This window comes from Leeia oryzae DSM 17879 (assembly GCF_000376945.1).
Classification (GTDB): Bacteria; Pseudomonadota; Gammaproteobacteria; order Burkholderiales; family Leeiaceae; genus Leeia; species Leeia oryzae.
This window is the reverse complement of the sequence record NZ_AQXU01000021.1, coordinates 77954-101836: the sequence shown is the minus strand read 5'-3', so window position 1 is coordinate 101836 and position 23883 is coordinate 77954. Positions and strand designations below refer to the sequence as shown.

Annotated in this window: 17 protein-coding genes; 9 read left to right on the top strand and 8 right to left on the bottom strand. The window is 53.0% G+C overall.

Going from position 1 to position 23883, the window contains the following annotated elements; genetic code table 11:
• The first annotated feature begins 11 nt into the window (after positions 1-11).
• The 4 genes from rsfS (at position 12) to F552_RS0107955 (ending at position 2207) form a co-directional block, all read left to right on the top strand.
• Positions 12-356: a ribosome silencing factor gene (gene rsfS / locus F552_RS0107970; protein ID WP_018151206.1), complete on the top strand. Its 345-nt coding sequence runs from the start codon at positions 12-14 to the stop codon at positions 354-356.
• Between the two features lie 161 nt (positions 357-517).
• Positions 518-1027 (top strand): phosphoribosyltransferase, encoded by a 510-nt coding sequence (locus F552_RS0107965; protein ID WP_018151205.1) that lies wholly within the window; start codon positions 518-520, stop codon positions 1025-1027.
• Between the two features lie 42 nt (positions 1028-1069).
• The gene (rlmH, locus tag F552_RS0107960) at positions 1070-1540 is read left to right on the top strand and encodes a 23S rRNA (pseudouridine(1915)-N(3))-methyltransferase RlmH (RefSeq protein ID WP_018151204.1); all 471 of its coding nucleotides are present in this window, start codon (positions 1070-1072) and stop codon (positions 1538-1540) included.
• A 187-nt stretch (positions 1541-1727) separates the two neighbouring features.
• A complete protein-coding gene (locus tag F552_RS0107955; RefSeq protein ID WP_018151203.1) occupies positions 1728-2207 on the top strand; it encodes a GNAT family N-acetyltransferase in 480 nt (159 codons plus the stop codon).
• 102 nt (positions 2208-2309) lie between these two features.
• Here F552_RS0107955 and ugpQ read toward each other — a convergent pair whose 3' ends face one another.
• The 7 genes from ugpQ to glpD form a co-directional block, all read right to left on the bottom strand.
• Positions 2310-3050, bottom strand: coding sequence for a glycerophosphodiester phosphodiesterase (gene ugpQ / locus F552_RS0107950; RefSeq protein WP_018151202.1), 741 nt, complete (start codon positions 3048-3050; stop codon positions 2310-2312).
• 30 nt (positions 3051-3080) lie between these two features.
• Positions 3081-4772, bottom strand: coding sequence for a Na/Pi cotransporter family protein (locus F552_RS0107945; RefSeq protein ID WP_018151201.1), 1692 nt, complete (start codon positions 4770-4772; stop codon positions 3081-3083).
• A gap of 10 nt (positions 4773-4782) precedes the next feature.
• Positions 4783-5637, bottom strand: coding sequence for an ABC transporter permease (locus F552_RS0107940; RefSeq protein ID WP_018151200.1), 855 nt, complete (start codon positions 5635-5637; stop codon positions 4783-4785).
• A gap of 12 nt (positions 5638-5649) precedes the next feature.
• Positions 5650-6519 (bottom strand): ABC transporter permease, encoded by an 870-nt coding sequence (locus F552_RS0107935; RefSeq protein ID WP_018151199.1) that lies wholly within the window; start codon positions 6517-6519, stop codon positions 5650-5652.
• Positions 6520-6525: 6 nt separating this feature from the next.
• Positions 6526-7620, bottom strand: coding sequence for an ABC transporter ATP-binding protein (locus tag F552_RS18770; RefSeq protein WP_018151198.1), 1095 nt, complete (start codon positions 7618-7620; stop codon positions 6526-6528).
• A 204-nt stretch (positions 7621-7824) separates the two neighbouring features.
• Positions 7825-8892 carry an extracellular solute-binding protein gene (locus tag F552_RS0107925; RefSeq protein ID WP_018151197.1) on the bottom strand — a complete coding sequence of 356 codons (1068 nt, stop codon included), beginning with the start codon at positions 8890-8892 and terminating at the stop codon, positions 7825-7827.
• A gap of 268 nt (positions 8893-9160) precedes the next feature.
• A complete protein-coding gene (glpD, locus tag F552_RS18765) occupies positions 9161-10648 on the bottom strand; it encodes a glycerol-3-phosphate dehydrogenase (protein ID WP_018151196.1) in 1488 nt (495 codons plus the stop codon).
• Positions 10649-10950: 302 nt separating this feature from the next.
• Between glpD and F552_RS0107915 the strand changes: the two genes are divergently transcribed.
• The 3 genes from F552_RS0107915 (at position 10951) to F552_RS21090 (ending at position 14339) form a co-directional block, all read left to right on the top strand.
• The gene (locus tag F552_RS0107915; RefSeq protein WP_018151195.1) at positions 10951-11715 is read left to right on the top strand and encodes a DeoR/GlpR family DNA-binding transcription regulator; all 765 of its coding nucleotides are present in this window, start codon (positions 10951-10953) and stop codon (positions 11713-11715) included.
• Positions 11716-11867: 152 nt separating this feature from the next.
• Positions 11868-13109 (top strand): MFS transporter, encoded by a 1242-nt coding sequence (locus F552_RS0107910; RefSeq protein WP_018151194.1) that lies wholly within the window; start codon positions 11868-11870, stop codon positions 13107-13109.
• 954 nt (positions 13110-14063) lie between these two features.
• The gene (locus tag F552_RS21090; protein ID WP_083917451.1) at positions 14064-14339 is read left to right on the top strand and encodes a helix-turn-helix domain-containing protein; all 276 of its coding nucleotides are present in this window, start codon (positions 14064-14066) and stop codon (positions 14337-14339) included.
• A gap of 127 nt (positions 14340-14466) precedes the next feature.
• Here the strand turns inward: F552_RS21090 and F552_RS0107900 are convergent, their stop codons facing one another.
• Positions 14467-15285 (bottom strand): hypothetical protein, encoded by an 819-nt coding sequence (locus F552_RS0107900; protein WP_211208248.1) that lies wholly within the window; start codon positions 15283-15285, stop codon positions 14467-14469.
• A 1310-nt stretch (positions 15286-16595) separates the two neighbouring features.
• Between F552_RS0107900 and avs3a the strand changes: the two genes are divergently transcribed.
• Both avs3a and avs3b read left to right on the top strand, forming a co-directional pair.
• Complete coding sequence (gene avs3a, locus F552_RS0107895) at positions 16596-22958, top strand: AVAST type 3 anti-phage nuclease/ATPase Avs3a (protein ID WP_018151191.1); 6363 nt, start codon at positions 16596-16598, stop codon at positions 22956-22958.
• Positions 22924-23619 carry an AVAST type 3 anti-phage protein Avs3b gene (gene avs3b / locus F552_RS0107890; RefSeq protein ID WP_026182508.1) on the top strand — a complete coding sequence of 232 codons (696 nt, stop codon included), beginning with the start codon at positions 22924-22926 and terminating at the stop codon, positions 23617-23619. The genes avs3a and avs3b overlap by 35 nt, the downstream gene beginning before the upstream one ends.
• Positions 23620-23883 lie beyond the last annotated feature (264 nt).

Genomic DNA, 23883 nt, shown 5'->3' with positions numbered 1-23883 from the left:
AGGATATAAGTATGGAACTCGCAGCGCTTAAAGCCGCAGTGGTAGACGCCCTTGAAGACATCAAGGCGAAAGATATTGTGGTGCTGGACGTGGGGCATCTGAGCCCGCTGTGGGATGCGTTGATTGTAGCCAGTGGTGACAGTAATCGTCAGGTCAAGGCCTTGGCGAATAACGTATCGGTAAAAATGAAGGAACTGGGTGTGGAAGTGATCAGCACCGAGGGCGAGAAGTATGGCGAGTGGGTGCTGGTCGACCTGGGCAACGTGGTTGTGCATGTGATGCAACCAGCTGTGCGCCAGTATTATAGCCTGGAGCAGCTGTGGGGCGGCCAGAAGCCGACCTCCATTCCTCGCTAAGCGGAGATTGTCAGAACAACAGCCGCTCAAGACCTGAGCGGCTGTTTGCATATGTACGGGTCGGTTTATCGGCCACGACAGGCGCAGGACAAGTGATGACGGGGTACCCCCCGGTACAACTTTCCGGACGGACACCGGAACAAAAACAACAAGAGGATGTAATGGCGGATTTACATGTAAGTTGGGACGACTACAACGCGCTGACAGAACAACTGGCCCTGAAGGTACATACCTCCGGCTGGCAATTTAACCAGATCATCTGCATTGCCCGTGGCGGCTTGCGCGTGGGCGACGTGCTGGCGCGTATTTTCAATACGCCGCTGGCCATCATGTTTACCTCGTCGTATCGCGAATCAAACGGCAAAACCCAGAACCAGCTGGTGATTTCCGAGCATATCACCATGGCTACCGAAGGATTGGGCGACCGTGTGCTGTTGCTGGATGACCTGGTGGATTCCGGGGTGACCTTGCGCCGTGTGGTGGAAGAGCTGAAACAGCGCTATCCGCATATCAAGGATATCCGTACCGGCGTGATCTGGGAGAAAGAATGCTCAGTCTTCAAGCCGGACTATGTGGTGCAGTATCTGGGGGATAACCCGTGGATTCATCAACCGATGGAAGTGTATGACGAGATGTCGCCGGAAGATCTGGCCCGTCCGCGTCGTATCTGACCCGGATGACGATACTGGCATGTTGCAAAGGCGCGTAACCCGATGAAACTATGGCTGCTGGCTGTCGGGCAAAAACAGCCCGGCTGGATGGAAGAAGGTTACCGCGAGTACGCCAAGCGCATGCCGCGCGAGTGGCCCTTGCAGCTGCTGGAACTGAAACCGGAAAAGCGCGTGGGCGGCAAAACGGCCGAGCAGGTGATGGCCGCCGAGAAAGTACGGATTCTGGAGGCCATTCCCAAGTCTGCGCGCCTGATTGCGCTGGATGAACGCGGCGCCCGCTGGACGACCATGGATCTGGCCAAGCAGTTGCAAGCCTGGCAGCAGGACGGGCGTGATATCGCCCTGGTGATTGGCGGGGCGGACGGCCTGGACCCGGAGGTGAAAAACAGGGCCGACCAGTTGCTGTCGTTGTCACCCATGACCCTGCCGCACGGTTTTGCCCGTGTACTGCTGGCCGAGCAGTTATACCGGGCGGTGTCCATTCTTAACAACCATCCGTATCACCGGGAGTAATCTTCATTACTCCTGCGCACAAAAAAGCCGCCATGTTTCTGGCGGCTTTTTTGCCCGTGGCAGAAATGCCTTTTAAATCCTGCCTGAAATTTGACAAATTTCACTTTGGACACGACCCCTTTGACAGGGGCGGTCCCCAAGACCCTCATGTAATGACAAAAACCAAACGAGCCGGTTTAATTTAAAAATGATAGAAATCAAAAGTTACTCAGAGGATATGGCAATTGAGATTGCGGACTTGTTTCATGCGGCAGTCCACAATATTGACTCATCCATATATACCAAAGAGCAACAAGAGGCTTGGGCCCCTACACCACCTGATTATGATCATTGGTCGGTTAGACTAAAAAATAAAAAGCCGTTCATTGCCGTCATTGATGGGCATGTGGCTGGATTTATTGAGTTAGATGAAGATGGTCATATTGACTGCGCCTACACCCATCCAGATTTCCAGAGAAAAGGGGTTGCAACCACTCTCTATAATTATCTGTTGATTGCAGCACGGAGAAGAAAGATTGACAGGTTATATGTAGATGCATCCCATATGGCGAAGCCATTTTTTGAGCAGCTAGGCTTCACCACCATTAAGATGAACGAGATACTTCTCCGTGGCGTGGTCTTAGCTAATTTTACAATGCAAAAATATCTAAACGAAATCAAGTCATAGGCTGGCACGATTTGGGTGCGTCTATTGCCTGATGATTTAGAAGACATGAAAAAGCCCATCATTTGATGGGCTTTTTCATGTCTTCTAACCACCTTTACCGGCTTACAGCAGCGACTGCATCTGGTCGAGTGCATCGGTAAAGAGGCCATCGACGCCCCAGCGTTTCAGCTCTTCTGCCCGGGCGACATCATTCACGGTATAAGCCAGTACACGGTACCCCGCTGCCTTGACGGCATGAACGCGCGCTTCAGTCAGCAAAGCTTCATCGCTGTGTAGCGACACGGCTTGCAAGTCTTGCAGGGTGTCCTGCCAGTTGTCCGGCCAGGGGGCTTCGATCAACCAGCCACGGGGCAGGGCAGGCTGCGCCTGCTGAGCGGCTTTCAGGGCGGTCAGCGAAAACGAAGACATCAACGGTTTCACCGTGGCATTGGCCCACAGGCTGGCGGTGGCATTGGCGACCAGCGTGCCCGTTTCTGCATCACGACCGGGGCAGGGTTTGATTTCCACGTTGGCGAGCAAGCCATGGGCTTTGCAGTAGGTGGCGATGGTGGAGAAAAACGGTACCGGCTCACCGGCAAAACGCGGTGCCAGCCAGCTGCCGGCATCCAGTGCCAGCAGGTCCAGCACGGTCTTTTCTGCAGCCAGGCCATGGCCATTGCTGGTACGGTCTAACGTGTCGTCGTGCAGCAGGTAGCATTGGCCTTCCTTGCTGAGCTTCACGTCAAATTCAACGGCACCAAAATGATGTTTTACCGCCTCGGCCATGCCGGCCAGGGTATTCTCGGGGGCTAACGTGCCACCACCACGGTGGGCAAACAAAAAGGGATAAGGCCAGGTGTGCATGGTTAAAGTCAGGTCCTAACGAAAGAGGGGTCAGACGCCAGAAGAGGGCGCCGGGTTATGGTAAGGTTTGGTCTTGCTGCTGGCCGCGGGCTTGAAGCGGCTCTTCATCAGCATGCCGGCAGAGTCCAGAATCGGATAGGCCATGGCGCAGATGTGGCTGTTGACGCGCTTGAGGTCGCGGATCACGTCCAGATGCAGGCTGCTGGTCTCGATACTTTGCAGGCGCTGTTCTGCCAGCCGCTGCAGGTGATTCTCTGCATAGCGGCGTTCCAGTTCGTTGAACTGGGTTTTTTCTTCCAGCAGGCGCTTGGCGTTTTTGACATCCGGCCGCATAAAGAGACTCAAGCCGAGGCGCAGGTTGTTGACCAGCCGTTGGTTGAGGTCGCGAATTTCTTCGTTCCCGTTGTCTGAAAATACCAGCTGGTTTCGCATTTTCCGCTTGGCCAGATCCATCAGGTTTTTGTCGATCACGTCACCGATATGTTCCAGATTGATGGTGAGCGACAAGACATCTACCCAGCGCTGGTTATCCTGGCTGGACAGGCCTTCACGGTCGATTCGCATCAGGTAGTTTTTCAGTGACTTGTAGAGAATGTCGATGGCCAGTTCGGTTTCTTCCACCTTGCGGGTGGCTTTCTCGTCATTCTCGCAGATGGCAATGCTGGTATCTTTCAGCATCTCGTCCACCAGATCCCCCATGCGCAAGGCTTCGCGCACCGCGCAGGCGATGGCCAGTTCTGGCGTTTCCAGCGCGGCTTCATCCAGATACTTGGCCTGATGCGGCTGCAACCCCTCAGCACTACCCTTGCCGAGTTTGGCGCACAGTCTGGCCACCGGTGCCGTCAGAAAGATAAACACAGCCGCGGTAAACAGGTTAAACAAGACATGGAAGTGCAATACCTGGCGTGCCGGAGTGCTGCCTAGGTCTGGCAGCCATGGTGTCATGTGTTTAACCAGCGGGGCCACCATCAGAATCGCAACAATCTTGAAGATCAGGTTGGCAATCGGCACCTGACGGCCGTTGGAGCCGCTGCCAACGCCAGACAATAGCGGGCTCATGCTGCTGCCCAGATTGGCACCCAATACCAGTGCCAGCCCCAGTAACGGAGAGAGTGCGCCGTTATCGACCAGTGTGGCGACCAGCAGTACGATGGCCAGGCTGGAATGCGCCACAAACGTCAGCGCGGCGGCCACCAGAATATCCAGCATGGTGTCACCGGTAATCGACTGGAAGATGACCTGGATGGCCGGACTATGGCTGATGGGGGCCATGGTGCTGCCGATGAGCTGCAAGGCCAGCATCATGATGCCGAGCCCGATGGCGGCCTTGCCTGCGTGTTTGGACTGCTGGCTACGATTGGCCCGGAAACAGGCCACCCCGACCAGGACCAGCAAAGGAGACAGCCACACCAGTTTGAGCGAGAAGAACTGGGCCACCAGACTGGAACCGACATCCGCGCCCAGAATGATGGGCAGTGCCGCTGCCGTGGTGATTAACCCTTGGCCGACAAAGCCCGCCACCATCAGCGTGGTGGCGGTACCACTCTGGATGAGGGCGGTAATGCCCATGCCGGTCAGGAAGGCGGTGAACCGGTTGCGGACGCTATGCCCCAGGGCTTTGCGTAAAACGCCACCCCAGGCGCGTAACAGCCCGCTCTGGACCATATGCGTGCCCCAGATCAACAGGGCAACGGCACCAAGAAGTTGAACCAGTACCAGCATGGCTTACCCTTTATGCTTGCTTGGGTTTACGCAGGTACATCATCCCCACGGCAATACTGGAAACAGCCATCAGCAACAGACTGACCGCATTCAGCACAGGAGATGCACCTTCCCGCATCCGGCCATACATCAGCACGGTTAGCGGGTTATCGCTACCCACTAACATCAGCGTGGTGTTGAAGTTCTCGAACGACAACAAAAACGCGACTGCTGCACTACCAATAATAGACGGTTTTAAATAAGGCAGCGTAATTGTTCGCAAAATCGCAAAACGGGTGGCGCCCAGGTTCAGCGCCGCTTCTTCCAGCGACTCGTCAAAACGTTTCAGGCGAGCGGCAATGGTCAGGGTGGCAATGGTGACGATGTAAGAGAACTGACCCGCCACCACCAGCGGCAAGCCGGGGCGCAGCCATTCCAGTTCCAGCCCCCAGGCGTCATAGGCATAGTTGGCAATCTGGCTGGCAAACGCCAGGATGGAAATCCCCAGAATCACGCCAGGAATCACCAAGGGCACCAGCATCAGCGTGGTCAGCAGGCCTTTGCCGCGGAACTGGGCACGCTCCAGCAGAAACGCATTACCAATGCCCAGCGAGACCGACAACACGGTCACCCAGAAGGCCACCTTGCAGCTGACCCAGATACTGGTCAGCAGTGCACTGTCAAAAAACAGGCCGGTACGGTCGCCCGTGTTGGCAATAAACCAGTCCAGCGTGAAGCCTTTCCACGGTGGTGTCGGAAACAGCGAGTTGTTGAACGCAAACACAGCCACCACGGACAGCGGCATCAGCAAAAACAGGAAGAACAGTGACACGTACAGCGCACGGCCGCGCGTCAGCAGTTTCGAGTCTGGCAAACTTGGAATCATGATGTCATCCTCTTATGTACGGCGCATGGCATCGGCAAAGCGCTGGCCGGTAATTTTCAGGCCCAGCCAGACCAGTACGGATGAAAGGCCCAGCAACAGGAAGGCAAATGCTGCACCCTGTTCCCAGTTGAAACGGGTAATGAACTGGGTATAAATCTGCTCGGTAAACCACATGGAGCTCTTGCCACCCAACACCACCGGGGTCAGATAGTTGCCCAGCGTCAGCATGAACACCATGATCGACCCGGCGGCAATCCCCGGCGCCGCATGCGGAATGATGATCTTGCGCAAAATATTCAGCCGGTTGCCGCCCAGGTCATAGGCCGCTTCAATCAGGCTGTCGTCCAGCGTTTCCAGCGCGTTGATCAGCGGCACCAGCATGAACAGCAGCGAGCTGTAAATCAGGCCCACCAGAATGGTGGCATCGTGGTACAGCAGTTCCACCGGCTGGTCGGTGACACCGATGAATGCCAGAAACTGCGGGATGACACCGCTGCCGCGCAGCAGGATCAGCCAGCCGAGCGTCCGTACCAGTTCACTGGCCCAGAACGGTAGCAGGGTAGCCGCCAGCATCAGGGCTTTCAGACGGCCCTTGGCCACTTTGGCGATGGTCCATGCCACCGGAAACGCCATCACCAGTGCCATGATGGTGGCGATCAGCGACATGACGGCAGTGCGGACAAAGGTATTCCAGTACAGCGGTTCTTCAAAGAAGGTACGGTATTGTTTCAGGCTGCCGGCAAACTCGCCGGGGCCGATCCGTTCGCGGAAAGAGATCATCCCCATGCCGACATGCGGCAGGATGATCAGCAGCAGCAGCCACAGGATGGCGGGTGCCAGCAGCAGGTATAAAGTCAGCCGTTTAGGCGTTAGCGTGTTCATGCCCGCTTACCCCTGAAATGCCTGAACGTGCTCAGCGCGGATACCGATAAACACGGTTTCGCCCGGAACCAGGTCAGAGTGTTGGCCGGTATGCGGCAAGGCAACGTGCAATTGGGTGCCGGTTGCGACTTCTTTTACCTGAACCGTGGAGTTGGCCCCGTCAAAGAACAGGGTTTCAACCTTGCAAGGCAGGCGGTTGGCAAAACTGGCAATTTCCGTTTCCTGGCGCGACAAGGCAATGGTTTCCGGCCGGATGAACATGGAGGTTGCGCCAGAAGACGCCGGTTGTGTCGGGGTCAGGGCCAGCGTCAGTCCGCTGGCCGTTTTGCCTTCGGCTGCGTTTGTCAGCACGCCTTCCAGGCGGTTGCTGTTCCCGACAAAGCCGGCCACAAAGGCGGTTTTCGGGTGGTAGTACAGTTCTTGCGGGGTGCCGACCTGTTCGAACTGGCCTTTGTTCATCACCGCCACGCGGTCAGACATGACCAGCGCTTCACTCTGGTCGTGGGTAATGTACACAAAGGTGGTGCCCACTTCGTTCTGCAGCTGTTTCAGCTCCAGTTTCATGTGTTCGCGCAGTTTCAGGTCCAGCGCGCCCAGTGGCTCATCCAGCAGCAGCAGTGTGGGTTCCAGTACCAGACTGCGGGCAATGGCCACGCGCTGTTTCTGGCCGCCAGACAACTGGTCGATACGTTTGCCGGCAATACCCGGCAAGCCGACGCGCTCTAGCATGGCATCTGCCTTTTTGCTGATTTCGCCCTTGGTCAGGCCGCGTCTGGCCAGACCGTAGCCTACGTTCTCGCCAACACTCATCATCGGGAACAAGGCCAGATGCTGGAAAACCATGTTCACGGGGCGGCGGTTGGGCGCCACGTTGCGCATCGATTTGCCGCCAATGACGATATCGCCTTCATCCGGCGTGATGAAACCGGCAATCATGCGCAGCAAGGTGGTCTTGCCGCAGCCCGATGGCCCGAGGATGGAGAAGAAACTGCCTTTGGGCACATCCAGGCTCAAACGGTTGACCGCCGTGAAGTTGGTGTAATGCTTGCTGACTTCCTGAACGGAAAGGTCAATAGGCGCAGTGTTGGACGATGTTTGCATGGGCGCGATCCTGATGCTGGTCTAACCGTACAGTCACAAGGGCGTGTCTGCACGTTACCTGTCATGTATGTCGAATAATTAATATCTGTTTTCTTGTTCAGGCGCAATCGTCGCTTGCCGATCACGTCTGACATTATTCAGTCTAGTGTCTCTGTCTAAAAAAAACGGCGGCATTCCCGGAATGCCGCCGGTGTGCGCGCAGACTTAGTTAGATGCTTTGATCTTGTCTAGCACTTTACCGTCAACCTCTTCCAGACCGGCTGGAATGGCTGGGTACCATTTGATGTTTTTCAGCGCGGCTGGCGGGAAGGATTCTGCCAGCTGTTTCTTCATGACTTCATCCATGAAGTTCTCTGCGCCCTTGATGGCGGTAAAGCTGCCTGCAGATTTCGCCACTTTGGCCGCAATTTCCGGACGGCTGATAAAGTTGATCCACTTGTAAGCGGCGTCCAGATTTTTGGCTTTGGACGGAATCGCAAAGGTATCAACCCAGCCCAGTGCGCCGGATTTTGGTGCAATGAACTTGATGGTGGCGTTTTCGGTGTTCAGTTTCCAGCCGCCCGCATCCCACATCTGGGCTGCAACCACTTCACCGTTGCGGATATCGTTCAGCAGCTGGTCTTTGCTTTCCCAGAAGTATTTCAGGTTTTTCTTGCAAGAGATCAGCTTGTCGCCTGCTGCCGTCATGATGGCTTCGTACTGTTTAGGGTTGGCATAAGCCTTGAACGGGTCTTTGCCCATAGAGAACGCCATACCGATCAGGGTTGGGCGCTTCAGGCGTACGGCGGTTTTGCCAGCGTATTCCGGTTTGCACAGGTCGCTGTAATCCGCTGCTTTGGATTTGGCCGAGTTCACCACCAGACCATCGGTACCCCAGAACAGTGGTACACCGTACACTTTGCCGCCCAGGCCGGTTACTTTTTTGGTGGATTCCAGCATGGATGGAATGAAGTTAGCGGTTTTCACTTTCTTCAGGTCGATCGGCTGGTAAATGCCAAACTCTTTGGCCGGGCCGGTAATACGGTCCTGGCTCGGGTTGACCAGGTCATAGCCTGCGCCACCAGTCGCACGCAGTTTGGAAATCATTTCTTCGTTGTTAGACAGTGTCACTTCAACCGAAATGCCGGTTTCTTTTTTGAACTGGTCTACAACAGCCTGCGGCGCATAGTCGGCCCAGGTCAACAAACGTAATACTTGCTCATCTGCCTGTGCATGGAATGCAAATACGGCCAGTACGGCTCCTGCAGACAACTTCAGCTTATGGTTCAACATACAGCTCTCCCTTCGAAGATAAGTCAGACAACGGAACGACGATCTAAAATGCCCTTGTACGCCATCCGCATGGATGCGGTATCAAGAGCCTCCAACAGTAGTTTTCTCAAGGCAGGTCCTCAGCGAGTACCTGCGGTTGAAAAACGGCTTCTAAAAACCGGTGTTACTTCCACGTTTACAGCTGTTGTGTGGTAACGATTTTCTAACTTTAATATTAATTTTGTATTAAATGTTGCTTTTCGAACTAAAAAATTCGTATTTTTATTTTTTATGTTGGATTTGCTTCAAGCCAGCCCCGCAAAATGGCCACAGCATCTTGTACATGCAGCCCCAGTTTGGTTCTGCGCCAGAGGATATCCTCTGCGCTCACCGCCCATTCGTGCTTTCTCAGGTAATTGATTTCAGCCACCGTCAGTCCCGGCAAGACAAACCCACCCAGGTCCGACAGGCTGGTGGCGCCACCCAGTATCTTGGGGGTATCGCTGCCATAGAGTCCGGCCATGCGCAGCACCATATCGCCCGGCAAAGAGGCGTACTTTTCGCACATCGACGCAGCAAACCCATGGCGGCTAAGGTGGTTCAGGTGGCCGCCCGGTAGCGTGCTGCCCGCCGTCCAGGCCGGGTGGCGGTTTTGTAGTAGCGGCGCCAACTGGTCTACCGCACTTTCTGCCAGTACGCGGAAGGTGGTGATCTTGCCGCCAAACACGTTTAGCAGCGGGGGGCCATCCGTATCCAGCTCCAGCGAATAGTCACGGGTAATGCTGGATGCATTGGCAGATTCATCATCCAGCAGCGGGCGTACGCCGCTGTAATGCCAGCACACCATGTCAGGCGTAACGGACTGTTTGAAATACAGGCTGCTCATCTGGCACAGGTAATCGATTTCTGTCTGGTCAATTGCCACATGATTCGGGTCTTGCCGGTATTCCACGTCGGTGGTGCCGATCAGGGTGAAATCCTGCTCGTACGGAATGGCAAACATGATGCGCCGGTCCGGGTTCTGGAAAATATACGCAAAGTCATGCTCAAACAGCTTGGGCACCACAATATGGCTGCCCTTGATCAGCCGCAGCGAGCGGTGGCTTTTCATCATCTGGTTTTGCTGCAGAAACTCGCTGACCCAGGGACCGGCAGCATTGACCAGCGTGCGGGACTTCACCAGCCGTGTATCATGGCCGTCTTGCAGCGTCAGGGTCCAGAAACCGTCCTTGCGCGTGGCGGCAATGCATTTGGTGCGGGTCAGTACCTTGGCGCCATGCAGCGCGGCATCCCGTGCATTCAGTACCACCAGCCGTGCATCGTCCACCCAGCCGTCCGAATACACAAACCCGGTCTTGAACTGAGGTTGCAGTACCTTGCCGGCGGCATGCTTTTGCAGGTTGATCTGGCTGGAGCCCGGCAACAGATTGCGCTTGGCCAGATGGTCGTACAAAAACAAACCGGCACGGATCATCCAGGCAGGGCGCAGCTGCTTGTTGTGTGGCATCACAAAGCGCAACGGCCACATGATGTGTGGCGCCGCGTTCAGCAAGGTTTCCCGTTCTTTCAGTGCTTTGCGCACCAGTGAAAACGCCCCGTGCTCCAGATAACGTAACCCGCCATGAATCAGCTTGGTACTGGCAGACGAGGTGTGCTGGGCCAGATCATCTTTTTCGCACAGCAAAACAGACATCCCCCGGCCAGCCGCATCTCTGGCAATCCCTGCGCCATTAATGCCCCCGCCAATCACCACCATGTCGTACACGATATCTTGCACTACGTTCCCCTGTGAAAACAGCCTGTTTTTTCGAATACTATTATCGTTTTTTTCTTATTGCAACAAAAATGTTGTTTTATGTTCGTTTTGATGGAAATGCGAACATGGATTGATGCTTTGAAACACAAACGAAATACATGTGTGCTATAAATGCAGGGTGAAAATTTCAGGGATGTTGGTTTTCAAACAATCCGCGCATGGTGTTTGTTTTGCATCACCCGGCATGTTGTTTTGAAAACCGCAAGACGTCGCCGGCTAACCGGCACGTTACCGGCCCAGCATAAACAAGGGATGTGAACCTTATGTTAAACCACCGTCAGCAGGCACTGCTGGATCTGGTCAGAAAGCGCGGTTTTGTGTCGGTAGAAGAACTGGCGCAACAGTTCGATGTCACCATGCAGACCATCCGGCGCGACATCAACCAGCTGGCCGAAGACAACCTGCTGCGCCGCTATCACGGCGGGGCCGGCTTGCCCTCCAGTGTCGAGAACATTGCCTATACCCAGCGCAAGGTACTGCAAATCAGTGCCAAGCAACGCATTGCAGAGCTGGTAGCAGAACAGATACAAGACGGACAGTCCCTCATCCTTAACCTCGGCACCACCACCGAAGAAGTCGCCCGCGCGCTGATGGGCCACCGGCATTTGTCTGTCATCACCAATAACCTCAACGTCGCTGCCATCCTGGCCGACAACCCGGACCACGAAGTTATCGTCACGGGTGGTGTGGTACGCGCACGTGACCGCGGCATCACCGGCGAAGCCACCATCGACTTCATCCGCCAGTTCCGCGTCGACATCGGCATCATCGGTGTCTCCAGTATCGACCCGGACGGTACCCTGCGCGATTTTGACTACCGCGAAGTCAAAGTCGCACAAACCATCATCGAACAATCTCGCCAGGTCTGGCTGGTGGCCGACCACAGCAAATTCAGCCGCGAGGCCCTGGTACGCCTGGCCCACGTCAGTCAGGTAGACGTGCTGTTTACCGACCAGCCCCTGCCGGACGGCATGGCCGCGGTGCTAAGGGATGCGGGGACGAGGGTGGTGGTGGCGACGGAGGAGTGATCTAGGGAGATACGACTGTGCTGAAATTTTATGTTTTTAGCATACTAAGAGTGAAAGACAACTGATACTATTATCGAAAACAGTTTTACAAGTGACTTGTAAACTCGTTGTCATTCATTGGGCAGATTCATATCTGCTTTGGAAGGTCGTACATGGTCAAGGTTCTTACAGGGGCACTTCGTACCCATCGCTGGCTCGCGCTCATGGGCGGTGGCTTTGTACTGTCATCGATAGGTAGCGGCCTGACTTTCGTCATTGTATTTGGTGAGCTACTACGTCTTCATGCGCCAGCATCATCATTGGCGATCGCATATATATTGTCGTCTGCCCCGGGGTTATTGGGTAGCAAGCTTGGCCAAAAACTATGTGTTAACAAGTCGCCCTTTGAAATTTTGATCATAGGCGAATTGCTTGGCTTCCTTGGGCTGGTATTCCCTGTATATGGGGTAACGTCCAGTTCTGTACCGGCACTCCTGATGGCAGAATGTGCAACCGCATTTGCCACCGGCATGACATTACCTGCCATATATCTTATCTTTAAACGCGGGCTGTCTGAATCGGAAATGCCTGTGGCGACCGGTATCGACACCTTGATATTTTCGGCTCATGTCTTTTTTGGTGTTGGTGTTGGCGCGCTGCTGTATGGCAAGCTGAGCTCTTTAGCATTGCTGCTTGTCGATGCTGCCAGCTTCTTGGCCTCAACTGCTTTTATGGTGATTGCATCCAGGAATTTTAGATGGGAAAAGGATAGCGCTGAAATTGAAATAATCGCTGAGTTACCTTGGTGCACTTTATCTACAATTCAACGCCGTGGTGTGTTGCTATTACCAATGCTGGCACTGGTCGGCTCTCCTGCCATGGCATTGCTTCCCGTACTAGCACCAGTTACGGGCGAGGCAAATCAAACCGGAATTGCTTTGCCACTGTTATTTGCCAGAAGTTTAGGTCAGCTTTTCGGCCCGTTTCTGATTCCGGCAAGCCGATTTAATGAAAATAGCCGCAGTAACAAGTTGATTTTCGGTTGTCTGGCCTTGTTTTTAGGCTGTTATATGCTTGTCCCTTATTCGGATAGCGCTATCCTGGCACTCATCTTGATCTTTTTAGCGCACGTCGCATCCAATGTTGTATTTGCGCTGGCCATTTATTCAGTCCTCGCCAATTTTGAGGAACAACAAGTGACTGCCGCATCCGCTAAATCCTATCGTCTGCAAATGATCGTTAGCTCTATGGCGCCACTCGGTGCAGGACTTTTAGCCGATCAAATTGGCCCTGCATTAGCGTTATATAGCTTCTCAGGGGTTGGCTTTGTGGTGGTGGGGGCACTCTTACTTCATAATCATCGTAGCCCATTACGACAAAAAACGTCGACTACATCTCGGTCGAGTCAGGTGTAGTTGGGGGCGGCTTGGTCCGTTTGTTGCTGACTGCTTTTGGTGCATCCACCCGATAGAACTACACCCAGACTTCCTCCGTCTCGTTTGATGCCATTCGTTTTTCCCCGCATAATTCCGCCATTCGGCCTTGGGGTGTTTGCCCCGATCGCATTCGAGCAACGCCAATCTGCGCTTCGCGCTTAACCCGTTGTCGTAAAAGGCCGGAGAAGCGCATCATTTTTAGCGCCAGTTTGGCGTTCTCTCACGGAAATCAAGGTCAACTTTCTCGGCAAGCTTCGTCTGCAAGGTAATCTCGACGATTCTACGATGATTGCCGGGCAGTCCATCCGTTGCAAGGATAATGGCGCAACATCGGGGCTGTTCGATGACGAGGAGCCTGGAACAATCGATTGATGTACCGATGAATATGAACAGGTTCGAAGTGGCTGGCGTGGCGGTGGCAACCGCGTTCCAAGATGCGAACCTCAGTTAGACTTCTGTTGTGCAGCGCTGACAACGTGGTGTGTCACTGGCAGGATCAGCGTTGGTCGCTGGATTTAAAGGGGCAAGCTGGCCAATAAAAAACCCGCAGAGCCAGAAGCTGTGCGGGTTTTTTGGAATGCTTTAGATGTGGTGCCCAGGGTCGGACTCGAACCGACACACCTCGCGGCGGGAGATTTTGAGTCTCTTTCACTACCCAATAAAATCAACATGATTTCAATAAAAATCAATAACTTACCTTACTCCTGCTTACTCCATTTTACCGCATTTTTTAGCATTTGCTGCAGCAAAATTGCAGCAAAACTACCTATTTGTCTTAACGTCATTTATAACAAAGTAGATTCCAGTAAACCAGATGCTCCATCTGATTGTTTATCTTTTACAGTATAGCAGACAAAAAATCTCCGTTATGGGATGCATCTGGCGCTATACCTTTAGGCAGTCATGTGACTGTTTGAATACAGGTAAATTTCCGTGACAAATTACTACACCCCCCAGACACTGGCTGAATATCTCAACATTAGCCCACAGACCATCTATAACCGTCTAAGTAGCAAGGGTAGCCTTCCCGTTTGCACAAAGATAGGTAAGTTGCTTCGGTTCAGTGCTCAGGACGTAGAGGAATGGCTTGAAGCTCAACGTGAAGTGGTAAAGCCAATAGATTTCTCTATTGTAGACCAGGTCCCTCGCCGTCGTGGGCGCCCAACAAAGGCAGAGCAGATTCGTCGTGGAAAAATTGGTAATGCATGACGTTTTGCATGCATCAGCATGAGCATTTAGCATAGCTACCAGCCGTGGCTGGGAAATTTAAAGAGAGTATGCCAAGTTTCTGGCTACTCTCTTTAATTACCTTTTAGATTTGTCGTTATGGAAAGTTTTAGTCAAGAGCAAATCTTTCACCATGGCTAACCTTCTCTAAATAGAACAGGTGGGGAAGTTGACCATCATATCCGCATCGAAGAGCTTCCTCGCAAAGTGCCCAAGACTGAGTCCTGACCCCGTGAAACCCGGGTTGGCGAGCGATACGCTCCAATGTTTCTTTTAAGGCGTTGTATTGCCGGTTTCGAGCCTGATAAGTGACATATTTGAAAAGTTCTGTCATTTCTTGTTTGGGGCGACGCCATGTCCATACGGTCTTTCCTTTCGCCGCATACCTGAACAACTCATAACCTAGCCAGGTCAACCGAGGCTTGTCCTCTGCCTTGCTTAAAGACTCTTTTTCCAGACCATTACCGTCTGTTGCAAGTAACAGCCAATCGACCATTTCAGCCCCTTCAGGCCAATATACAGCAAGAAGTACGTTTGCTTGGCCTTTGCCTTTTCGGGTCAGACGCTGCATTGGGGTACATCCAATACCATAGAGGGCATGAAATTTTTGGATGAGCGATTCAGCTTTCGTTGCTTTTACTTTGCCGCTGGTATACCGATGGTACCCCTTGGGAACGCTATCAAGGATGCGTGCTAGGGCGGCAGTTTTTGTGTGTGCAATTGGGGTTGAGGCAGGCATGGCAGAGCTCCAAATATAAGTTTTATACCCCGTATAGCGCATGGTTGTTGTGTGATAGCGTCCGGCAGGGCCGGACATAATGATGTTCCGACGTTCGATGCAAACATGCAGAAATTCCGCGCTATACACACATGAGGGAAGACTGATTTGCAAGGCAAGCAGCCAGGTGAAAAGCTGGTTGACTCGCACGCACGGTGACCTGCGCTATGCACCTTCTTTGAGGGCGCAAAGCGCAGGCCGCCAACTGCAAATCACACATATGTCGAAAGACAAGCGAAGGGCGCCATCCCTTCGAACACCGCCTTAGCTGTATGCCGGGTAACGCTGGCTGGTACGGCTGAAACGGGCGCTAGCAACAGACATGTTGCGTTCGACCCAATCTGTTGGTTGTGAGGTTGGGCGACACGGAAACGGGAAGCATGGCGACATGCACAAACCCTGTTAAGTCGTGAAGTGGTGTAAATCCACCATTCGGGACGTTCGAAAGTGAACGGCGTGACGAATGCTGTGCTTGTGGGCTGCTGAGAGTGCTGAAAGGCACTAGGGCGATGAGGGGAAACCTGGACTCGTTGGCACCGTCGTAATGGACGGGTCGCTGGATAGCTTAAGCAAGTAAATAGAGGTGAGAGTCCTCTTTATCACAGTAAGAAACCTTGGGTACGCCCCTGATGGGATGATGCGTTGATGATGAGTCGAGGTGGGTAAGTTGCCGCTATGGAACATCGGGCGACTGAAACCGGGCAACCGGGTAAGCGTATGCGATGCCTAGACTTTGAAATGCCGTATACCTAAATCGTGGTTTCGACACGGTTAACTAACGTGGGAATCTCTGACTGCCATTTGACCAGGGTGGCTCCTGGGACGGCAAAAGAGAGGGAGCGGCGGATAGTAGAGTCTGAGTGAACTTCGAGACCTAATCAGTCAAGGGGGGAGCGAACCGGGTAACCGGTACTCGAAAACTGCCAGCGGTGGAAAGTATGTGTGTCCTCTAATAGAGGAGTGGCCTGGCGGCCTGTTGTAGTATGTGCCGTGTTTTCTGCTTGGCGGTGGGGAACACGACTTCTGACCTTGGCGGGTCAGATAGCGAGACTTGGTAATTACTTTACAATGTTATTATTTCTCAACCCAAGACCGGGAATCACTCTCGAGGACCGGTCTTTCTCTCAAGTCTATCTACCATAGCGTTATTGTTCATTCTCGGACGGGTAAGCGCTTTTTCTCAGTACTTGTATCAATAATGTCTATAGCATACACTGTATAAAAGCCTTTATGTTGGCTAGCACGCCCACAATGCGAATCCGTATCGACAGTGTGGAAAATTGAAGATAAGTATGGGTTGGCCTATCAATCTTAGCGGCTTGGTGTGGAGGTGCATCGAAGTTATCGCGATATTTGGAGTTAGAACAACTCATTATTTACCTCTTCGAAGTTTTAGTTCTTCCGCTGTCAAGCAAAGAATCTCTGACGAGACTCTCTAAAAGCAATCTCTCTCCATACTCATGACCCAAAACACAACTTCCGCTGGTGCTCCGACTTCCGAATCTGACTTGGTACGAGCGAGCAGAGATGGTGACCAGTTTCACTATCACTGGGCTGCGCGGCACTGTCTCTCGCTTTTGCCTGGTACTAGTGACCTTGTTGCCATCTCCATTGAAGGCGCATCGGCCGCTGAAGGTCCTGGCTCGGCTAATGAAGGTGATGAACTCATTGATGTGGGATTATACTTCGGCAGTGAGGAACTGAATGAAGCTCGGCTCGTTCACTATGTTCAGTTGAAGCACTCTACGCTGCAAGCTCAAAAACCTTGGACAGCCAGCTGCTTAAACAAGACGCTCCCTGGATTCTCTGAACGATTTATGGAGCTGCGCAAGCAGTTCACCTGGGACGTACTCAAGGACAAATTGCGCTTCACCTTCACGACCAACCGTCCCATCGACCAGAAGGTGACTGAGACGCTTGAGGACCTCGCAGCAGGGAACACCGCGAGACATTCGCCGGTCGGGAAGACACTGCTTGGGTATGTGAAGGGGCTAGGTAGCGAGACTGCAAATTTCTTCAAGCTCTTCTCCGTAGAAGGTGTCGAGCCCGACCTCTGGAGCCAGCGCAACTTACTATTCAAGGACGTTAGAACATTCCTGGCTGAGGCTGATACGGATGCGCCACTTCAGCTCAAAGAGTTGGTGACGAGAAAGGCTACCTCTGAGTATGCTTCTAACCCGTCCATCCGACGCTTTGATGTGCTGCGTGCACTAAGGACTGATGAAGCAGACCTATGGCCTGCTGAGTGTCTGATTGCCGAGCCTGCCGATGGTGCATTTCCTCGGGAGCAGGAACGAGAACTTCGCACGATTCTGGAGTCTGCTACTCACCCAGTTGTCTTGCATGCGGAGGGTGGCGTTGGAAAGTCCATACTCATGTGGCAACTATCCAAGAGTGTCCCCGAAGGTTCCGTTGCAGTGCTATACGACTGCTTTGGCGACGGGCTGTACAGAAGCGCCCAACACTTCCGACACCGACAAAAGGATGCACTTCCGCAGATAGCAAACGAACTCGCTGCGCAAGGGCTGTGCTATCCCTTAATTCCAGTTCGCGGGACGGATAGCAAACAGTACATGCGCGCGTTTGTGGCGAGGTTGACCCAGGCTATCAGTCTACTCAGGGCTAAAACTCCCGTAGCCAATTTATATTTGATTGTAGACGCCGCGGACAACGCCGTAATGGCAGCCAAGGAGTTCGATGATGCCGCCTTCGTGCCCGACCTCATTCGTACAGCGATGCCGGACGGTATCAAACTTATCTTAAGTTGCCGAACACATCGACGAGACTATCTGCAAGCACCGCCCGACGCGACGCACGTTGAAGTTCGCCCGTTCAGCCTTATGGAGACAGCTAGGCACCTCAAGAAATCCTATCCGGATGCGACTGAACGTGACGTTGCCGATTTCGGCTTTCTAAGTAGTTCAAACCCGCGAGTTCAGGCGCTAGCACTGAGCCGCAAGTTGCCATTAGAAGAAATGCTGAAGGCGCTAGGACCTTCACCCTCTACAGTTGAGCTGGCAATCTCCGAACAGTTGTCGCGTGCAGTTGAAAAGCTGAAGTTTCGAGTAGGCCATGTCGAAGCAGAGCAGATTGACCTAATCTGCCAAGGCTTAGCCGTTCTTCGTCCGCTCGTTCCAATCGAGGTGCTTGCTGAGATTTCAGGAACTACTGAAAGCGCGGTAAGAAGCTTTGCCTTTGACTTGGGACGACCGCTGCTGGTCAAAGGTAGCAGCCTTCACTTCCTAGATGAGCCTTCTGAGACCTGGTTCCGCCAGAACTTTCAGCCAGACAAGGAAAAACTGGCAACGTTCTTGGACCGATTGAAGCCTCTTAGCACCTCTAGCTCCTATGTTTCATCAACGATTCCTCAACTGCTGCTGGAAGCGAGGCAAATGGATGAACTGGTCGACCTGGCCTTATCTTCTGAAGGCCTACCGACGGCGAATCCGCTCGAACGTCGTGATGTAGAGGTGCAGCGTCTGACCTTCGCGCTAAAAGCTTGCCTGCAAGAGAAGCGCTACGCATCGGCGGCAAAGCTCACGCTCAAGGTCGCAGGTGAACTCGCCGGTGTCGAACGCCAGAATGTGCTGATACAGAGGAACACCGACATCGCGTCTGTACTTCTTTCTCCAGACCGTATCGATGAACTGGTGTCTCGCCGCGCATTTGGGGGAAATTGGACAGGCGCTCATCACGCCTATGAAGCCGGCTTGCTGGCGGGGCGTGAAGAATTCCTTGCCGATGCGCGATGTCGCTTGAGGATGGCGATAGATTGGTTGTATTCGTGGGCGCGCATGCCGCATGTGGAGCGTGAGAAAGCGAATGAGCACGTTGAAACTAGTGATATGGTCGAACTGGCGATGGCCAAGTTGCTAGCGGAAGGACCGCAGGATGCCGTCAGATTTCTCACTGGGTGGAGGCCAAGGTCTAATTCGATGGTCGTCGGCAGCATCTTGGCACGTCGCCTTGTGGACCTGGGACGATATGACCTTCTTGACCTGTTGGCGGAACACGGCGTGCGAGATATCTGGCTAATGCTGGGACTGGCAGTCGAAGCGTGCGAAGGTGGTCACACTTTGCCGGCCAAACCGGTGGAGTCGCTCATGCGCCGACTGAGTAACCACCGAATTCAACTACAAGACCCGGATGAGCCGCCCATAAATTGGAGCGTGCTCAGTGGTGTCACATCCTCTGTTCTACAAGCACTACGAGTGTTGCCTCGTGATGACTTGACTTGGGCAAGCGTCATACGTCGCTACCTACCAGAGCATCCACCCAGAGAGCTGGGAGAGCGCTACGACACGGACAGGTCTGTGCTGCTGAGAGCATACACGCTTGAGGCTGAGTTGTTGGGCAGGCAACTCGTACTTATTGACTTGGCCCCAAAGGAAATCCGAGAGGAGCTGGAGAAGAAGCAGAGCCACTATAGAAGTAGCTCCATAGTCGACACATTTGAAAGGTCAACGGGGGGTATCTTGGCTTGGTTTCGCCTGAGCGCGGAGATTGCCTGTGGCAAGACTCCGGCAGAGTTCAGCGCGGCAGTCCAGGAAGCAATCAATGCGACGAATGCCGCTAGCTCCAAATACTATAACAATGACATCAACTTAAACCAAGTTGCTGCATTGGAATGGTTACGGGCTATGCGTGATTCATCGAATTCAGACGCCGCATTAATGTCCACATTCCGGAAGTGGTTTGAAGAAAATGCAAATGGTTTTGGACCCACTGTCATGGCGGCTGTCTGTCGCTTGGCTGCCCGCACCAAGCACCTTCAGAGCCTTGCTCTCGAAGTGTCTGTAAAGGCCTACGAAGTCATAGAGAAACATCGTGAGCATGCTGAATACAGAGTCGAGTCTTACCAAACCCTCGCGCGTGCTATTTTCACGGCTAGTATTGCAGAGGCCCGCTCCTATTTCGAGCGAGCGGTGGAGATGTCAAATCGCATCGGGCAGGAGAACTTGGACCGCTGGGGCGCTCTCCTTTGTTTGGCCGAAGCAAGCGGTAAGAACAGCTCAGCACGACCGGAGTCCGCCTATAGACTGGCCCGAGGAGCAGAGCTGGCATATGAATATGTTGAGAGAGACAAGCACTTCGACTGGGGACACACAATTGATGGATTATTGAGTTTGTGTCCAACCTCGACGATAGCCATTCTCAGTCGCTGGAGGGACCGCAATTTCGGTAATGCAGACAGACTTTTGAAAATCGCAATCGACCGCCTCGTGAAGCGCGGCTTAATGCCGCACATCGCGCCAATTGCGTTGTGCCCGATTGGCGACGAGTGGGCACGCGACGAGGACCTTGCGAAAGCTCTTGAGCAAGAGTCTGATTGGGACATTAAGCGTAAAATTTTCGATGTTGGTTACCGGTACTTAAGGGTCAGTTCGCTGTCGGAGAACGAAATTGAGCGAGTTTCAGAGTTGGCACGCTCTTGCAACTTCATAGCTTCTGACATCGACAGGCTTCTCTCTGTGGCGAGGCAATCCAAGCGCGAGGGTGGTAATTCTGTAAGGCAGTACATGCCGGAGGCTACGGAGAAGCGTAACGTCCCAGACTGGGATGTTTTATTCAAAGAGATTGACTTCACAAACTCCGTGGAGCTGCGTACCGCCTACCTGCTCCTGAAAACGTTCGACCCGCCTTATAAAACTGATGAGTTCTACCGAGAAGCACTGCACAGATGTGGCTTGGGAAGTGCCGCCGAGTTCTGTCAAGCGGTTGCTCAGTGGCCAGAATTTGGGAACTATCAACTCAGGCATCTCTTCGAAGTTCTTGGAGAGTACAGTACGAAACCGGTTGCATTACGTAAAGCGATGGCAGAGGTAACGCTCGCCGTATGTCAAAGTAGCCCTGAACTGGCCTTGAGACGGAGTTGGGGCGGCTTGTTTCCTTACCGGCGGCTTATAAGCGAAGGCATTGTTAACGATGAACAGATTGTGGAGGCCACGCTTCAAGGTTTCCTTGTTAAGGTCACAACGCTTGACGCCGGAGAGCTCTTTCAGATGCTGGAGTCGTTGTCCATTCGTTTGACGAGTGATGAGGCGGACGACGCGCTGCAATTTGGGCTCTCGCTCCTTGAGATGGACCTACGCCCCGAAGATGGGGATGGTCCATGGAGCGATGTCATGAAGACCCAAGGTGGATGCGAGGACGCACTTGCTGGTTACCTTTGGGCCGTTCTAGGCTCACCAAGTACTTCTGTGCGCTGGCAGGCTGCACACGCTGTTCGAGCAACTATCGAGCTTGGTTGGGTTCCTGTTTTGACGGCGCTCGCGAAAGTGGCAGTCGTCAGTGCACCGGGCGCTTTCGTAGATAAGCGTTTTGTTTTCTACGAATGGCACTCCCGCTTATGGCTCAATATTGCGCTTGCTCGGTGTGCGGCCGAGCATCGTGACGCGGTGTTCCTCTTTAACGAATATCTCTTGGCGTCAGCCAAGGAAGAACACGTGCTCATTCGTCATTTCGCAGCCTGCTCCTTGCACGAACTTTCTGAGCTCTTGGGTGAATCGAACACGCGTGTCTCTCCGGAGAAAATCAACGCAAGTGAGCTTCCGCTCCTCGAGTATGCTTCCTATAGGGCGCCAGAGATGGAACCAGTGGTATCCGTAGACTCGACTGGTGAGGTGGTAGATAAATACTACTTTAGTAATGACATTGGCCCATATTGGTTTAACTCTCTTGGTCTAGTCTTCGGTATATCACAAAGTGGAATTACAAAGCGCGCCATCCAGGTCATCAGTGAACGCATGGGATGCCTAACTACCAAGCATGAACACGACGCTCGCTATACGAATGGCGTTTTTAGACACGAGCGGACCGGTCACTCGCAAGGAACTATGCCGCGAGTTGAAGACCTTCGCGCTTACTGTGCTTATCACGCAATGATGATAGTGGCCGCTAGGCTCCTTAAGACCCACCCAGTCGGCAAGGCGACCTACAGCAGCGCAAATGAATTTGACGAGTGGATTAAACATCGAATTCTTATACGCAAGGACGGCAAATGGGCTGCGGACAGGCGCGACCCTCAACTTACTAGGGTTCCCCCTGTACCGGAGAAATATGGCGATAAAGATTGGCGCTGGCAGGTTACCACTGACTATCTTGATAGTCTTATGGAGACCGATGAAGGATTACAGGTTGTGGCTGGGGACTGGGAAAGTGGTTTGAATGGGTTCTTAGAGAATATTTCTGTGTCCAGTGTGTTAGTACCAAAGGTTTCTGCGGGAGCGTTTCTCTGTGCGGCGCAAACTTCATCGAGCCCCCGAGGCTACTTCTTTCAACTTGGAGAAGACCAAGTGCCTTTAGACGAAGATGAGGACCAGATTTCTAATGGTGAAGTCCCTGAACTGGCATGGGAGGTGCCCCACAGGAGTCAGTTCATGCTCCGTCGTTGGATATCTGACCGAGAGGACTCCTACGGAATTGACGAATACGACCCCTGGGCTGAACATGTACGTGTTCCTAGCGAAGCACCGAACGATTCAACAATCTCGGCGATGGGTCTGACTTCCGTCGATGATGGTCGTATTTGGGAGGCTAAAAGCGGCGCACTCTTGCGAAGTGAGACATGGACCCAGTTAATCGGCTACGGCAGTGAGAAGGTAATGACACCTGGTACTCGCTTGAGTGCTAATATTGTGTTTTTGAAAGAGCTTATTGCAGCTAATCCAGAGCACTACCTTGTCGTTGGTCTCAGCCTGTATCGGCGGCTCCCGAATCATGATTCTGATATTGATGAATATAGTTTGAATATACCACCATACATTCGCTACTACTTAATTGAAGAAGATGGAATTGCTAGAACGCTCAAGAGCAGTGATTGAATTCGGCAAGCGACTTGTCGCTCAGCTGAAGCTTGGAGACGACGAGCTTGCTCAGTGGATGGCGCACGTGCTTGCTGAGCGTATCCGCGATGCCGAAAATGCGCATCCTGAGGACAAAATTGTGGCACAGAACTCCTGTGCGGAATTGGTCCTTCGGCTGTGGGAGCGGAGGTACAACCTTCCTCCTCGACTTCGTCCCCTTGAGAAGTTAGAACCACTCCTACGGACGCTCGACACACTTGATGCCAGCAACGGTCCACGATTTCGCTTTATTCCGGAGCCGCCTGCAGGTGTTGAAGTCGAAGATGATATCGAGACTATGCTCGACTTTGCCGTGAAACTCGACGATGCGGCGCGGGTTTTGGTACAGCACTTTTTGGCCACGGCTGCTGAGAATGCTTCGGAAGAGTCGAAGTCTTGGATTCAGAGCGCTATCGATGCTGAAGCGGATGTGACGCTCGAAGTTCGTATTGTTGACTTCGTGGATGGTGGCCTCGACTATTCCTCTGACGTTACACAACATGCCATTGAAATATTGCAGAACAAAATTCAGAAGCTAGAGATATTTGCAACTCTCGCAACTTCCCATTTAGCGGACATGCGAACAAAGCTCACTGTGCTTACTGGTGAAGCGAATGAAATCGAACCTAATGATGAATGATGGGAACGGTAGTAATATGGCCTGATGGGCAACAGTAATCAGCTTGGGGTCACCGTAACATGCTCTGATACCCATAGAGTTCGTTGTTAGCTGATATCAGCATTTGAATTGTCTAAGTTTTCTTCATAGTTGGCTTGATGTGACAACTACCCTTTCAATTAGCTCATGCCTTAAAAATTGTCCTAACAAGTTCCACTCCTAAAGCCGTCCGGGCATGCTCATTTCCGATTTCACCTTGCCACCTTTTCGTAGAACGTATTCTTC